Here is a 14,185-nt window from a genome sequence, read left to right as displayed (position 1 = left end):
GGCTTTACATGCCTGTCCGCTGCGCTAAGCGCGGGCAGGCATTTTTTGTGTTCTGAATATCGGGAGTGTGACCGCCATGCGTGCCGAAGGGCAGGCCCATATCGACCGTATCAATGCCGCGCTGGCACTGGTACGCAAGTTCCTTGACTGGGACCGCGCCGTGCGCCGTCTCGACGAGTTGAACGCCCGTGTCGAAGACCCCAAGTTGTGGGATGATCCGAAGAAGGCCGAAGAAGTGATGCGCGAGCGTCGTCGGCTGGAAGCGTCGATCGGCACCGTTAACGAAATCGGTCAGGAAATGGCTGACGCTGTCGAGTTCATCGAGATGGGCGAGGCTGAAGACGACGAGCCGACGATCAGCGAGGGGCTCGCCACTTTGGCCGCTCTTGCCGCGCGCGCCGATAACGATAAAGTGCAAGCGCTGCTGGCAGGCGAGGCTGATGCCAACAACGCCTTCCTTGAAGTGCACGCCGGCGCAGGCGGAACGGAAAGCCAGGACTGGGCCGAAATGCTTCAGCGCATGTATACACGCTGGGGTGAGCGGCATGGTTACAAGGTGGAACTGGTCGATTATCACGCGGGCGAAGCTGCCGGGATCAAAAGCGCGACGCTGCTGATCAAGGGCGAGAACGCCTATGGTTATGCCAAGACCGAAAGCGGCGTGCATCGTCTGGTGCGGATCAGCCCTTATGACAGCTCGGCACGGCGGCACACCTCGTTCAGCTCTGTTTGGGTCTATCCCGAAATCGATGACAACATCGAGGTCGAGATCAATCCGTCAGACCTGAAGATCGATACCTATCGCGCATCGGGTGCGGGTGGGCAGCACGTGAACACCACCGATTCGGCGGTGCGCATCACCCATGTGCCGACCGGGATCATCGTTGCCAGCCAGAATGACCGCAGCCAGCACAAGAACCGCGCAACCGCGATGGGCATGCTGAAGGCGCGGATTTACGAAGCGGAACTGGCCAAGCGCGAAGCGGCTGCCAGCGGCGAATATGCCGCCAAGACCGAAATCGGCTGGGGGCACCAAATCCGCTCTTACGTGTTGCAGCCCTATCAGCAGATCAAGGATTTGCGCACGGGCGTGGTGTCTACCAACCCGAGCGAAGTGCTGGACGGGGCGCTTGATCCGTTCATGGCCGCAGCGCTTTCGCAGAAGGTGACCGGCGAAAAGGTGACGGTGGAGGACGACGATTGAGCAGGGCTGCGGCCCTTGTCTCCCTTGCGCTGGCAGCGCTGGCTTCTTTTGTCGTGTCCGGATGCGAACAAGCGCCCCAGGACAACCGGCCCGACACATCGCGCGCGTTTCCCAAGGCTGATCGCCCCGTTTCGAAGATTGTCAGCACCCAGTTTTCGAATGAAGCGGAACGCGATAATCGCGATGAAGCCAATTCGGTGATGAGCCTTGCCGGGGTGAAGCCGGGAATGAGCGTGGCCGATATCGGCGCGGGTGAGGGCTATTACACCGTGCGTCTGGCTGAACGGGTGGGCGCAGGCGGCCGCGTGCTGGCGCAAGATATTGATAGCGAGGCCTTGCGCAGGCTGGGTGCCCGCGTGGAAAAGGATCGGCTTGATAATGTTTCGATCAAGCTAGGCGCGCAGGATGATCCACGCTTGCCTGAGCGCAGTTTTGACCGCGTGTTTCTGGTCCATATGTATCACGAAGTGGCTGAGCCTTATGCCTTTTTGTGGCGGCTGTGGCCATCGCTCAAGCCGGGCGGGCGCGTCGTTGTGGTCGATGTGGACAAATCCACTGCGGCTCACGGCATTCCGCCCGCCTTGTTGTTTTGCGAGATGGAAGCGGCGGGCTTTCGTTTGGATCAATTTCACCGTAAGCCAGAGCTGGCGGGGTATTATGCGCAGTTCGTGTTAGCACCGGTCCGGCCTGAGCCGAAGAAGATCAAGTCATGCCGGTTGGCACCGGCAAAAGTTTGAATGACTACAGGCGCTGAAAGGGAATTAATGTCTGCGTTCAAGGGGTTGAAGCCGATTCTCTATGGTGGCCGTGAAGTTTGGCCACTGGTTGAGGGCGGCAAGGGTGTTGCGGCAACCAATCATATGAGTTCAGGGGCGTGGGCGGCTGCCGGAGGGATCGGCACGGTCAGCGCGGTGAATGCCGATAGCTACGATGCCGAGGGCAAAATTGTTCCACAGGTTTATAATGCGCTGACCCGGCGTGAACGCCACGAGCAACTGATCCAGTATGCCATCGATGGCGCTGTCGAGCAGGTGCGGCGCGCGCACGAGATTTCGGGCGGCAATGGCGCGATCAACATCAACGTATTGTGGGAAATGGGCGGCGCGCAACCCGTGTTGGAAGGCGTGCTGGAACAGACTAAAGGTCTGATCACAGGGGTGACCTGTGGTGCAGGTATGCCATACAAGCTTTCCGAAATCGCGGCGCGGTTCAACGTGCAATACCTGCCCATCGTATCGTCGGGCCGCGCTTTCCGCGCATTGTGGAAGCGGGCCTATCACAAAGTACCCGAATTGCTGGGCGCGGTGGTTTATGAAGATCCTTGGCTGGCAGGCGGGCATAATGGCTTGTCCAACGCTGAGGACCCCAAGAAGCCCGAAGACCCCTATCCCCGCGTCAAAGCGCTGCGCGACGTCATGCGCGCCGAAGGTATTGCCGATACGGTGCCCATCGTGATGGCTGGCGGCGTTTGGAAATTGAGCGAATGGGAGCATTGGATCGATAATCCCGAATTGGGCTCCATCGCATTCCAGTTTGGCACACGCCCACTGTTGACCAAGGAAAGCCCGATCCCGCAGGGGTGGAAAGACCACTTGCGCGAATTGGAGCCGGGCGATGTGCTGTTGCACCGCTTTTCGCCGACGGGGTTCTATTCCTCAGCTGTCCGCAACCCGTTCCTGCGCTTGCTCGAAGCGCGCTCGGAACGGCAAATTCCCTACTCGAAAGTCGCTGCGGGCGAGCATACCGTGCAGCTTGATGTGGGCGTGAAGGGCAAGAACTTCTGGGTTACCCCCAAGGATCTTGACCGCGCGCGGGCCTGGTTCAGCGCAGGCTATACCCATGCGCTGCGCACGCCCGATGATACCGTGGTGTTTGTTACGCCCGATGAGCGTGCAGAAATCCAGCAGGACCAGAAAGACTGCATGGGCTGCCTTTCGCACTGCGGGTTCTCATCGTGGAAGGACCATGATGATTACACCACAGGCCGTCTGGCCGATCCACGCAGCTTCTGCATCCAGAAGACATTGCAAGATATCGCGCACGGCGGCGACATCGACAAGAACCTGATGTTTGCAGGCCATGCCGCATATCGGTTCAAGCAGGACCCGTTTTATTCGAACAACTTCACTCCGACGGTGAAGGAATTGGTCGAGCGGATTTTGACAGGGGATTGATTGGGGCGCTGGCGCTGGCCCTGTAAGCTGTCGCAAGCCCGCCCCCCCAGCCTTCCTGCATAAAGAAAAAGGCGGGTCCGGTTTGTCCGAACCCGCCTTTTCAGTTCTTTCTAAGGCAGATCGATCAATCAAACTCCCAAGCGCGTTCGCCATGGCTGGTAATGTCGAGGCCTTCGCGCTCCTCGTCTTCGGTCACGCGCATCGGGATGATCATCGAGACCATAAGGGCGCAGATGACCGTGGCAAAGGCACTCCACAGAGCGACCACGCCGACGCCTGCAATTTGCGCGATCAACTGGCGCGTCATGTCCATGCCTTCGGCATAGCCGGTGCCACCGAATGATGGCGAGATGAACACTGCGAGCAGCATCGAACCGATCATGCCGCCAACGCCGTGGACCGCGAACACGTCGAGCGAATCGTCGATTTTCAGGCGTTGCTTGACCATTTGGATCATCGGGTAGCAGACGAGGGCTGCCAGCGCGCCGAACAGCATGGCGGCACCCGGAGCGATGAACCCGGCGGCGGGCGTTACGGTGGCAAGCCCCGCAACAGCGCCCGTGGCAAAGCCGACCGAGGTGGGTTTGCCAACGGTGAATTTTTCAATGATCAACCAGACCAGCGCCGCAACGCAAGCCGCAGCATGGGTGTTGATGATGGCCGAGGCAGCATCATCATTGGCGGCAAGTGCCGAGCCACCATTGAAGCCGAACCAGCCCACCCACAGCAAGGCAGCGCCTGCCATCGTGAGTGAAGGGCTATGCGGCATCATCAGCGTTTTGGGAAAGCCTGCGCGCTTGCCGAGCAAGAGTGCGATGACGAGCGCCGATACACCGGCCGTGGTGTGAACCACGATGCCGCCTGCAAAATCGAGCGTGCCGAACTTGGACGAGAGCCAGCCGCCGCCCCAGATCCAGTGGGCCGATGGCGCGTAGACGATCAGGCCCCACAGCGCGCAGAACCCGACGACCCAGCCAAAACGCGCGCGATCAACCCACGCGCCTATCATCAACGCAGGCGTGATCAGCGCAAAGCACATCTGGTAAAGCGCAAAGGCGCTTTCGGGGATTGCGGTATTGGCCCGCACATTGCCCAAATTGAGCAGCATCCACGCATTGCCGCTACCGATCCAGCCGCCGCTTACATCGCCAAAAGCCAGCGTATAGCCGACCATGATCCACAGGATCGATGCAACCGCAGCAATCGCGCCTGCTTGCACCAGCACGGCCAGAAAGCCTTTGGCGCGAACGAGGCCACCGTAAAACAAGGTGAGGCCGGGCATGGCCATCAGCAGCACAAAAGCAGAGGAGACGAGAATCCATGCGGTATCGCCAGTATCGGCGACATCTTCGACGCTGATAGCGCTGCCTTGCGCATCAACTTGTGCAAATGCCAGCATCGGCATGAGCATTGTGGCCGCACCAATTGCGCCGCCCAACATTTTTCGCATCAACACGTCTCCCCCATCCGCGCAGAGCAGCCCCGCACAAGATCCTCTCACGCAAGGCTCTAGAGCAATTTTACACGTGCGCACAAGCAGGGTTGCGAACGATTGTTATTTGAAATGGAGGTTGGCCTTTCAGACGAGGCCTTCTAGCACCTGATCTGGTGGGCGGTGGCCATCAGCCCAGACGCGCACATTGGCGATCACTTTATCGCCCGAGGCTTGCCGCCCTTCAAAGGTGGCGCTGCCCATGCGTGGCAGGATTGCAACGTTGTGATGTGCGATCAGACGAGGATCAACTTGCGGTTCGTGTTCGAACACATCCAGCCCCGCGCCGCCAATCCGCCCTTCGACCAGCGCGGCGATCAGCGCCTCTTCCTCGACCAACTGGCCGCGTGCAGTGTTTACGAGATAAGCGCCGGGCTTCATCAGGGCGATGCGGCGGGCATCGATAATGTGTTGCGTTTCGGGGCTTGCCGGGCAGTGCAGGCTGAGAATATCGGATTGCGAAACCAGCGTGTCGAGGTCGGGTTCAAACTGCGCGCCAAACATGGTTTCTTGTGATTGGGGCAGACGATGACGACTGTGATAAATCACGGTCAGGCCGAAGGCGCGTGCGCGCCAAGCCACGGCTTGGCCAATACGGCCCATGCCGATGATGCCAAGGACTTTGCCCGATAACCGGTGGCCGAGCATGGTGGATGGCGCCCAGCCCTCCCACTTGCCCGCGCGCAAGATCCGCCCACCATGATTGAGGCGGCGGGCCACCGAGATGATCAGGGCGATGGTCATGTCCGCCGTATCATCGGTGAATACGCCCGGCGTGTTGGTGACAATGATCTTGCGTGCACGTGCGGCGGCCAGCGCAATATGATCGGTGCCTGCGCCGAAATTTGCGATCAGGCCCAGTTGCGGACCTGCTTGTGCGATCAGATCGGCGCCGATCACGTCGGTGACCGTGGGGACGAGCACATGGGCGGTTTGCATGGCTGAAATCAGCGCATCGCGCGACATTGGGCGATCATCAGCGCTGAGCGTGACATCGAACAATTCACGCATGCGCGCTTCGGTTTCAGGCAAAAGCTTGCGCGTTACTGTGACGCGGGGGCTGCCTTCGACGCGGCGTGTGGGGCGATAGTCGGCTGAACTGGTCATGGTGGAAGCAAGCTAGGCGCTGGCAGGGGAACTGGTCAAGCGTTGGCACGAATTGTCATGGTGGAGATCGTTGGGCATAGCAGGTTCTTGGGTGTTGCCCTTGGCTGATTATTTTGCGACGGCAGTGGAATGACTGTAAACTTCGCACTTCGACATACTGCCGCCATTGCCGCAGCTTTGGCGCTGGTGCTTGGTTCAGCCCAGCCGCTGATGGCAAAATCAGAGGACGCGTATTGGGTCTCCACGTCCAAGGCCCAGGCGAATATGCGTGTCGGGCCGGGCCGGGATTACCGGATAAGCTGGACATATGTGCGCAAGGGCGTTCCACTTAAAGTCCTGCGCGTGATGGGCGGTTGGCGTCTGGTTGAAGACAAGGACGGATCGCGCGGATGGATCCTCCAGCAATTCCTCAGCCGTGAACGCACCGCATTCGTCATCGGCGTTGTTTCGGATGTTCGGGAAAAAAAGGATGGCAGCGGGGGCGTGATGTGGCGCGTGGAGCCCGGCGTGATCGGCAAGCTGGGTGAATGCGAAGCGGACTGGTGCGCCTTTGATATCGAGGGCCGCAAAGGCTTTATCCGCGCCAACAATGTTTGGGGCGCACAGAAGCCCTAAACCGGCGTCCCCGGCCGGGTGACCGGGGACTTTAATCGGATCAGATCATTTCAATGGCGAGCGCAGTGGCTTCACCACCACCGATGCACAGGCTCGCAACGCCCTTTTTCAGGCCATGTTTTTTCAGCGCTGCGATCAGCGTGGTTACGATTCGCGTGCCCGAAGCGCCGATCGGGTGGCCAAGCGCGGTTGCGCCGCCATTGACGTTGATCTTGGCGTGATCGATGCCCAGATCATGCATGGCAAACATGGCAACGCAGGCGAAGGCTTCGTTGACTTCGAACAGATCGACGTCAGCGATTGACCAGCCGGCTTTTTCCAGAACCTTGTTGATCGCACCGACCGGAGCGGTCGTAAAATCTTTGGGCTCTTGTGCATGGCCTGAAAGTGCGACAATTTTTGCGACAGGTGTCAGCCCTGCTGCTGCGGCGACGCTGGCGCGGGTGAGCGTCACAGCGGCTGCACCGTCCGAGATCGAGGAGGAAGTGGCGGCAGTAATCGTGCCATCTTTGGCAAAGGCGGCCTTGAGCGACGGAATCTTGTCGGGGCGGCCCTTGCCGGGGGCTTCATCGGTTGCAACGACGGTTTCGCCCGCGCGGCTTTTGACCGTGACGGGGGCGATTTCATCGGTGAAGCTGCCATCGGCGACCGCGGCCTGCGCGCGGCGCAGCGATTCAATCGCGTATGAATCCTGCTGTTCGCGGGTCAGCTGATAGGCGTTGGCGGTATCTTGCGCGAATGTACCCATCGCGCGGCCTGCTTCATAAGCGTCTTCAAGACCATCGAGGAACATATGGTCATAAGCGGTATCGTGGCCGATGCGCGCGCCCGAACGGTGCTTTTTAAGCAAGTATGGCGCGTTGGTCATGCTTTCCATACCGCCTGCCACGACCATGTCGATGCTGCCGCTGGCAAGGGCTTCTGCGCCCATGATGATGGTTTGCATTCCCGAACCACAGACTTTGTTCACCGTGGTGGCCTGGACCGATTTGGGCAGGCCAGCCTTGATCGCGGCCTGGCGGGCCGGGGCTTGGCCAAGGCCAGCAGGCAGGACACAACCCATATAGATGCGTTCGATAGAATCGGGCAAAATTCCCGCACGTTCAACCGCTGCCTTGACCGCGGTTGCGCCAAGATCGGTGGCGGACACATCGGCCAACGACCCTTGCATCGCGCCCATCGGGGTGCGCGCATAAGAGAGAATGACGACAGGATCTGAGGACGAGAATTGTGCCATGGCTTGACGGCCCCTGTTAAATGCGTGCTGTGATGCACTGGAATGTCGCTATCAATGTAGTGTGCAGCGCAGCAAAAGCAAATAGACGTAAGTAGAGGTAAAAGAGACAGGGCCATCGGGCAGGCCGAAATCGCGACAGGGAGAGGCGCATGAATTCGTACATGATCATCGCGTTGCCTACCGGAGCTTTGCTGACCGGAGCGGCGGTGTTTGGCGCGGTGATCGGCAGCTTTCTGGGCGCGGTGCTGGTCCGCCTGCCAGCGGGCCGCTCCGTAGTGGGCGGCAGATCGGCCTGTGACGGGTGCGGCAAGGCGCTAACGGTGGTCGAACTGGTGCCGGTGCTGTCATGGGCCATCCAGCGGGGTAAATGCCGGGACTGCGGGGCATCCATCGGCGGTGCGCAGATAGTGTGCGAAGTGGGCGGCGCGCTGATTGGCGTCGCCTCGGTGCTGTGGGCGCGCGAAACTCTGGCATTGGCGGCGATGCTGTTTGGCTGGCAATTGCTGCTGCTTGCCTTGCTTGATTTGCGGCATCTGTGGTTGCCACGTGTGCTTGTAGGATGGCTGGCAGTCAGCGGCGTGTTGGTGGTTATCGCACAGGCGATAGCGGTGGAGGCGCTTGATCCGCTGCTGGTGGCGTTGACCGGCGGGGCGCTTGGTTATCTGCTGTTTTGGATGATCGCGCGGTTCTATCTGAAGGCGCGCGGGCATGAAGGTATGGGATCGGGCGATCCGCCGTTGATGGGGGCTATCGGCATCTGGCTGGGGCCTTTGGGTGTAGTGGAAGTGATGCTGGGGGCCAGCATCGTCGGCATAATTGCAGCTATTGTCATGCTTGTAAGCAAGCGTACTATCGCTGCGGATACGGCGCTGCCTTTGGGAACCTGTCTTGCCGCTACGGCATGGCCGATGTTCCTGCTGCAAGGGCTGGGATAAGCTGATTCGCCGGGGAGCCTGAAGCACATGGACGAAACGACACGCGATGCGATGATGGCGCTGCTCGAACGGCAGAAGGCGGCTTTTGTGGCCGCGCGGCCCGAACCTTTGTCCACCCGCCACGAACGGCTTGAACGCTGCGCGCGCATCCTGCTCGATCACGGCGATGCACTGGCCAAGGCGATGAGCGCCGATTTCGGCCACCGCAGCCATGAACAATCGATGCTGACCGATGTGATGCCTGCGCTCAGCCTTGTGCGCTATTCGCAAAAGCGGATGAAAGCGTGGTCCAAGCCCGAAAAGCGCCACGTGAACTTCCCGCTGGGGCTGCTGGGGGCCAGGGCCGAGGTCCGCTACGAACCCAAGGGCGTGATCGGCATCGTTGCTCCGTGGAACTTCCCCGTAGGCTTGACGTTTGGACCGCTGGCGCAAGCCCTGGCGGCGGGCAACCGTGCGATGCTCAAGCCCAGCGAATTCACCGAACGGACATCGGAACTGATGGCGGAGCTGTTCGCCAAGGCCTTTAGCGCTGAGGAGGTGGCCGTCGTGCTGGGCGGGCCGCAGACGGGGCAGGACTTCTGCTCGCTGGCGTTTGATCACCTGCTGTTCACCGGCGCGACCTCGATCGGCAAGCATGTGCTGCATGCCGCTGCGGACAATCTGGTTCCGGTAACGCTCGAACTGGGCGGAAAATCGCCCACAGTTCTGGGCAAGGGCGTTGACGTGGCCATGGCGGCGGACCGGATTGCACTGGGCAAGACGATGAACGCCGGGCAAATCTGCCTTGCGCCCGATTACCTGCTCGTTCCGCAAGCGCTGGAAATGCAGACCATCGGCGCTTTGCAGGCAAGCGTTGCGAAGATGTACCCGACGATGCTGGCCAATGATGACTATACATCGGTGATCAACCGCCGCCATCGCGACCGCTTGGTGGGGCTGGTAGATGATGCCGTGGCCAAGGGGGCCGAGGCGATTGTCGTCAACCCCGGGGCTGAGACATTCGAGGGTTCAAACGGCAACAAGCTGCCGCTGACGATCCTGCGCCATGTGACTGACGATATGAAGGTGATGCAGGACGAGATTTTCGGGCCGGTCCTGCCGATCAAGACCTATCAGGGGATTGATCAGGCGATTGACTACATCAACGCCCATGATCGCCCGCTGGGACTCTATTACTTCGGCGATGATTCCGTCGAACGCGAAGCTGTGCTTGGCCGGACGATTTCGGGCGGGGTGTCACTCAACGATGTTATTTTTCATGTCTCGGCGGATGATTTGCCGTTCGGCGGAATCGGGCCGTCGGGCATGGGCAGCTATCACGGAATCGAGGGTTTCCGCAGCTTCAGCCATGGCCGCGCGGTCTATACCCAGCCGAAAATCAACGTGGCTGGGCTTGCCGGGCTGATGCCGCCTTATGGCAAGGCGACCGCGCGCACACTCAAGATGCAGCTCAAGTAAGTAGTGCATACGAGTCTGTGAGGCTGAAAGGCCGTCGATACGGCTCAACAGGCGTGAAAAGGGGGGAGGAAACCGCTCATATTGCGGTGCACACCACTTGCGCGATGGCGGTAGCGGGACTAGGGCGCACTCGAAACCTGCTAGCAAGGCGAGTCAGCCCTTTGGTCGAACAATCCAGCTATTTGGCACAGTATCTGCCAATCCTGATATTCCTCGGGATCGCCTTGGCGCTTTCGTCCGCATTTGTGTTCCTGCCGATGGGCATTGCCCGTCTGACAGGCACACACAATCCGAACGCCGAGAAGAACAGCGAGTATGAATGCGGCTTCCCCGCGTTCGAAGACCCGCGCAGCCAGTTTGATGTGCGGTTCTATCTCGTCGCAATACTGTTCATCATCTTCGATCTCGAAGCCGCCTTCCTGTTCCCTTGGGCCGTCAGCCTTGGTGAAACCGGCTGGGCAGGCTGGATCACGATGATGGTGTTCCTTGCCGAACTGGTGATCGGCTTCATTTACGCCTGGAAAAAAGGCGCGTTGGACTGGGAATGAGCAACATGGCCACATCTTCGCTCATCACTGCTAATCAGGGTGCGGTTACCGCGCCCGATCAGGCATTCTTCGATAGCCTCAATGCCGAGGTGTCTGACAAGGGATTCCTCGTCACGAACACCGAAGAGCTGTTCCAGTGGGCGCGCACCGGTTCGCTGTGGTGGATGACCTTCGGCCTTGCCTGCTGCGCGGTCGAGATGATCCACGTGAACATGCCGCGTTACGATATGGAGCGCTTCGGCGTTGCCCCGCGCGCCTCTCCGCGCCAATCAGACGTGATGATCGTGGCAGGCACGCTGTGCAACAAGATGGCCCCTGCGCTGCGCAAGGTCTATGACCAGATGTCCGACCCGAAATATGTGATCTCGATGGGATCATGCGCCAACGGCGGCGGCTATTATCACTACAGCTACAGCGTCGTGCGCGGGTGTGACCGGATCGTGCCGGTGGATATCTACATCCCCGGCTGCCCTCCGACTGCCGAAGCGTTGCTTTACGGCGTGATGCAGTTGCAGCGGAAAATCCGCCGCGCTGGCACGCTTGAGCGTTGAGGGGCGGGCACATGGCAGTTCTCCACTCCGCACCGCGCTGGACCTCTAACGAGGGCGTCCATGATGCGCTTGTCGCCGCCCTCGGTGATATGGTCGTCTCTTCCAAGGAAGAGCATGGCGAAATCGTTATCGAAGTGGCGCGTGAAAGCGCCGAAGATGCTCTGCGCTTGCTTCGCGACACCCACGAATACCAGCAGTTGATGGACATCGCAGGCGTCGATTACCCGAGCCGGGTGAACCGCTTCGAGGTGTGCTACTGCCTGCTCTCGCTGACGAAGAACCACCGTATTGTGGTGAAGGTCTCGACCGACGAGGCAACGCCGGTGCCGACCGTCACCACACTCTGGCCCAACGCCGGTTGGTATGAGCGTGAAGTTTACGACATGTTCGGCGTGTTGTTTGCCGGCAACCCCGATCTGCGCCGCATCCTGACGGACTATGGCTTCCAAGGCCATCCGTTCCGCAAGGACTTCCCGCTGACCGGCTATGTCGAACTGCGCTATTCCGAAGAGGACAAGCGCGTTGTCTATGAACCGGTGCAGCTTGCGCAAGACCTGCGGCAGTTTGATTTCATGAGCCCGTGGGAAGGCGCTGATTACGTCTTGCCGGGCGATGAAAAGGCTGAGGGAGCAAAGCCATGAGCTTGCAACTCGAACAATCGCCCACCACCGGCGATGAAGTCATCAGCAATTACACGATCAACTTCGGCCCGCAGCACCCTGCGGCGCACGGTGTGTTGCGCATGGTCATGGAGCTTGATGGCGAAATCATCGAGCGCGTTGATCCGCACGTCGGCCTGCTACATCGCGGCACCGAAAAGCTGATCGAGCACAAGACCTATCTTCAGGCGCTGCCCTATTTTGACCGGCTTGATTATTGCTCGCCGCTCGCGATGGAGCACTCTTACGTGCTGGCGGTTGAAAAGCTGCTGAACATCGAAGTGCCGCTGCGGGCGCAATACCTGCGCGTGCTGTTCGCCGAACTGACACGCATCTGCAACCACATGCTCAACTTGGGTTCGCATGTGATGGACGTCGGCGCGATGACGCCGAACCTGTGGATGTTCGAAGTGCGCGAGGACTGCCTCAACTTCTTCGAACGCGCATCGGGCGCGCGCATGCACGCGGCATGGTTCCGCCCCGGCGGCGTACATCAGGACGTGCCGCTCAAACTGCTGGCCGACATCGCCGACTGGATCGACACGCGCCTCCACCCGCTGTTCAACGACGCGATGAGCTTGGTGGTCGACAACCGCATCTTCAAGCAGCGCAATGTCGATATCGGCATCGTTTCCAAGGAAGACGCCGTGCGTTGGGGCTTCTCCGGCCCGATGATCCGTGGTTCGGGCATCGCGTGGGACTTGCGCAAGAGCCAGCCTTACGACGTTTATGACCGCATGGACTTTGACATTCCCGTTGGCACCAGCGGCGATTGCTATGATCGCTTCATGGTCCGCGTCGAAGAAGTGCGCCAATCGGCGCGCATCATCCAGCAGTGTATCGCTGAAATGCCCGAAGGCCCGATTGCCAGCACCGACCGCAAGGTTGTGCCGCCCAAGCGCGCCGAGATGAAGCAGTCGATGGAAGCGCTGATCCATCACTTCAAGCTCTACACCGAAGGCTTCCACGTTCCGGCGGGCGAAGTCTATGTCGCCACCGAAAGCCCCAAGGGTGAATTCGGCGTCTATCTGGTGTCGGACGGCAGCAACAAGCCCTACCGCTGCAAGATCCGCCCGACCGCGTTCTCGCACCTTCAGGCGATGGACTTCATGAGCGTTGGCCACATGCTGCCCGACGTGACTGCGATCATCGGCGCCATCGACGTGGTGTTCGGGGAGTGTGACCGGTGAGCAACCTCGATACGGCGAAGTCCATGATCGCCGCCTATAACGCGCAGGACGTGGATACCTACGTCTCGTACATGACCGACGATGCCTGCGAGGCGAACTATCGCGGGAATGTGGTGCGTGAAGGCAAGGAGGGCACACGCTCTGGCCTTGCTGCCGCGTTTGCGCGCTGGCCGCAGAACCATGCCGAGATCGTCGAGGCGCAGGCCATCGGCAATTATGTTTTGATGCGCGAACACGTAACGCGCGGCCCCGCCACCGATGGTTCGGCGCTGGTCGACCCGTTTGACGTGATCGCTGTCTATTCTTTCGAGGGCGACAAGTGCTCTCGGGTGGAGTTCATTCGCTAATGGCTGATCGTCACATCGAACCTGACAGCCCCGAACTGCGCGCGCGCTGGGGCAACTTTGAATGGACGGCGGCGAACGCCGAACAGGCCAAAGTCATCGTCGGCCGCTATCCTGAAGGGCGTCAACGCTCTGCCGTGATGCCGCTGCTCGATCTGGCGCAACGTCAGGTGGGCGCTGAAGAGAACACGCAAGGCTGGCTGCCGATTCCGGTGATGGAATACGTGGCCAAGTACCTCGACATGCCGGTGATCCGCGTGGTCGAAGTGGCGACGTTCTATACGATGTACAACATCGCGCCGATTGGCCGCTTCCACGTGCAGGTTTGCGGCACCACGCCGTGCATGCTGCGAGGGTCGGACGACATCATGGCCGCCTGCAAGGGCAAGGGCCTGAAGAAGGGCCACACCACGGCGGACGGCCTGTTCACGCTGACCGAGGTCGAGTGCATGGGCAACTGCGCCTCGGCCCCGATGGTCCAGATCAACGATGACAACTACGAAGACCTGACCGCCGCCGACATGGAGCGCATCCTTGACGAGCTGGCAGCGGGCAAGCAGCCGAAGACGGGCACGCAATTGCCGGGCCGTCACACGGTGGAACCGGCAGGAGCGCTCAGCAACCTGACCGCGATGGTTGATGCCAATCATGATTATCGAGGGGAGTGGTAA

14 protein-coding genes and 1 pseudogene are annotated in these 14,185 nt (G+C 60.1%); 12 read left to right on the top strand and 3 right to left on the bottom strand.

What is annotated here, in order from left to right; all coding sequences use genetic code 11:
* Nucleotides 1-76 precede the first annotated feature (76 nt).
* The 3 genes from prfB to IP81_RS01940 are packed head-to-tail and all read left to right on the top strand — an operon-like array spanning nt 77 to nt 3,378.
* Nucleotides 77-1,204 carry a peptide chain release factor 2 gene (gene prfB / locus IP81_RS01950; RefSeq protein ID WP_054106297.1) on the top strand — a complete coding sequence of 376 codons (1,128 nt, stop codon included), beginning with the start codon at nt 77-79 and terminating at the stop codon, nt 1,202-1,204.
* Entirely contained in the window at nt 1,201-1,941 is a 741-nt protein-coding gene (locus IP81_RS01945; protein WP_054106296.1) for a class I SAM-dependent methyltransferase, read from the top strand. The genes prfB and IP81_RS01945 overlap by 4 nt, the downstream gene beginning before the upstream one ends.
* Nucleotides 1,942-1,968: 27 nt before the next feature.
* A complete protein-coding gene (locus tag IP81_RS01940) occupies nt 1,969-3,378 on the top strand; it encodes a nitronate monooxygenase family protein (protein ID WP_054106295.1) in 1,410 nt (469 codons plus the stop codon).
* A 124-nt stretch (nt 3,379-3,502) separates the two neighbouring features.
* Here the strand turns inward: IP81_RS01940 and IP81_RS01935 are convergent, their stop codons facing one another.
* Nucleotides 3,503-4,828, bottom strand: coding sequence for an ammonium transporter (locus IP81_RS01935; RefSeq protein ID WP_054106467.1), 1,326 nt, complete (start codon nt 4,826-4,828; stop codon nt 3,503-3,505).
* A gap of 129 nt (nt 4,829-4,957) precedes the next feature.
* On the bottom strand, nt 4,958-5,977 hold the full coding sequence (locus IP81_RS01930) for a D-glycerate dehydrogenase (protein ID WP_054106294.1): 1,020 nt from the start codon (nt 5,975-5,977) through the stop codon (nt 4,958-4,960).
* A gap of 129 nt (nt 5,978-6,106) precedes the next feature.
* On the opposite strand from IP81_RS01930, the gene IP81_RS01925 reads away from it, so the two are divergent.
* Nucleotides 6,107-6,592 (top strand): SH3 domain-containing protein, encoded by a 486-nt coding sequence (locus IP81_RS01925; protein WP_054106293.1) that lies wholly within the window; start codon nt 6,107-6,109, stop codon nt 6,590-6,592.
* A 40-nt stretch (nt 6,593-6,632) separates the two neighbouring features.
* Here IP81_RS01925 and IP81_RS01920 read toward each other — a convergent pair whose 3' ends face one another.
* Nucleotides 6,633-7,829: an acetyl-CoA C-acyltransferase gene (locus tag IP81_RS01920; RefSeq protein ID WP_054106292.1), complete on the bottom strand. Its 1,197-nt coding sequence runs from the start codon at nt 7,827-7,829 to the stop codon at nt 6,633-6,635.
* A gap of 149 nt (nt 7,830-7,978) precedes the next feature.
* Between IP81_RS01920 and IP81_RS01915 the strand changes: the two genes are divergently transcribed.
* From IP81_RS01915 to IP81_RS01880, 8 genes and pseudogenes are all read left to right on the top strand, one after another.
* A complete protein-coding gene (locus tag IP81_RS01915) occupies nt 7,979-8,764 on the top strand; it encodes an A24 family peptidase (protein WP_082355898.1) in 786 nt (261 codons plus the stop codon).
* A 27-nt stretch (nt 8,765-8,791) separates the two neighbouring features.
* Nucleotides 8,792-10,222: a coniferyl aldehyde dehydrogenase gene (locus IP81_RS01910; RefSeq protein WP_082355896.1), complete on the top strand. Its 1,431-nt coding sequence runs from the start codon at nt 8,792-8,794 to the stop codon at nt 10,220-10,222.
* Between the two features lie 161 nt (nt 10,223-10,383).
* Nucleotides 10,384-10,770: an NADH-quinone oxidoreductase subunit A gene (locus IP81_RS01905; RefSeq protein WP_054106290.1), complete on the top strand. Its 387-nt coding sequence runs from the start codon at nt 10,384-10,386 to the stop codon at nt 10,768-10,770.
* On the top strand, nt 10,767-11,321 hold the full coding sequence (locus IP81_RS01900; RefSeq protein ID WP_054106289.1) for an NADH-quinone oxidoreductase subunit B family protein: 555 nt from the start codon (nt 10,767-10,769) through the stop codon (nt 11,319-11,321). The genes IP81_RS01905 and IP81_RS01900 overlap by 4 nt, the downstream gene beginning before the upstream one ends.
* A gap of 11 nt (nt 11,322-11,332) precedes the next feature.
* Nucleotides 11,333-11,947 (top strand): annotated as a pseudogene (locus IP81_RS01895) (NADH-quinone oxidoreductase subunit C); the annotation flags it as partial.
* 11 nt (nt 11,948-11,958) lie between these two features.
* Nucleotides 11,959-13,170 (top strand): NADH-quinone oxidoreductase subunit D, encoded by a 1,212-nt coding sequence (locus IP81_RS01890; RefSeq protein ID WP_054106287.1) that lies wholly within the window; start codon nt 11,959-11,961, stop codon nt 13,168-13,170.
* Nucleotides 13,167-13,517 (top strand): nuclear transport factor 2 family protein, encoded by a 351-nt coding sequence (locus tag IP81_RS01885; RefSeq protein ID WP_054106286.1) that lies wholly within the window; start codon nt 13,167-13,169, stop codon nt 13,515-13,517. Before IP81_RS01890 ends, IP81_RS01885 begins: the two co-directional genes overlap by 4 nt.
* On the top strand, nt 13,517-14,185 hold the full coding sequence (locus IP81_RS01880; protein ID WP_054106285.1) for an NAD(P)H-dependent oxidoreductase subunit E: 669 nt from the start codon (nt 13,517-13,519) through the stop codon (nt 14,183-14,185). Before IP81_RS01885 ends, IP81_RS01880 begins: the two co-directional genes overlap by 1 nt.

The organism is Novosphingobium sp. AAP83 (genome assembly GCF_001295795.1).
Classification (GTDB): domain Bacteria; phylum Pseudomonadota; class Alphaproteobacteria; order Sphingomonadales; family Sphingomonadaceae; genus Novosphingobium.
The sequence above is the reverse complement of the archived record's forward strand: the minus strand, read 5'-3'. Positions and strand labels throughout refer to the sequence as shown.

What these genes read in the sequence shown, in the direction of transcription:
- prfB (WP_054106297.1), top strand. Translation starts at nt 77, where the DNA reads ATGCGTGCCGAAGGGCAGGCCCATATCGACCGTATCAATGCCGCGCTG.
- IP81_RS01940 (WP_054106295.1), top strand. Translation starts at nt 1,969, where the DNA reads ATGTCTGCGTTCAAGGGGTTGAAGCCGATTCTCTATGGTGGCCGTGAA.
- IP81_RS01935 (WP_054106467.1), bottom strand. Translation starts at nt 4,828, where the DNA reads ATGCGAAAAATGTTGGGCGGCGCAATTGGTGCGGCCACAATGCTCATG.
- IP81_RS01930 (WP_054106294.1), bottom strand. Translation starts at nt 5,977, where the DNA reads ATGACCAGTTCAGCCGACTATCGCCCCACACGCCGCGTCGAAGGCAGC.
- IP81_RS01925 (WP_054106293.1), top strand. Translation starts at nt 6,107, where the DNA reads ATGACTGTAAACTTCGCACTTCGACATACTGCCGCCATTGCCGCAGCT.
- IP81_RS01920 (WP_054106292.1), bottom strand. Translation starts at nt 7,829, where the DNA reads ATGGCACAATTCTCGTCCTCAGATCCTGTCGTCATTCTCTCTTATGCG.
- IP81_RS01915 (WP_082355898.1), top strand. Translation starts at nt 7,979, where the DNA reads ATGAATTCGTACATGATCATCGCGTTGCCTACCGGAGCTTTGCTGACC.
- IP81_RS01910 (WP_082355896.1), top strand. Translation starts at nt 8,792, where the DNA reads ATGGACGAAACGACACGCGATGCGATGATGGCGCTGCTCGAACGGCAG.
- IP81_RS01900 (WP_054106289.1), top strand. Translation starts at nt 10,767, where the DNA reads ATGAGCAACATGGCCACATCTTCGCTCATCACTGCTAATCAGGGTGCG.
- IP81_RS01890 (WP_054106287.1), top strand. Translation starts at nt 11,959, where the DNA reads ATGAGCTTGCAACTCGAACAATCGCCCACCACCGGCGATGAAGTCATC.
- IP81_RS01880 (WP_054106285.1), top strand. Translation starts at nt 13,517, where the DNA reads ATGGCTGATCGTCACATCGAACCTGACAGCCCCGAACTGCGCGCGCGC.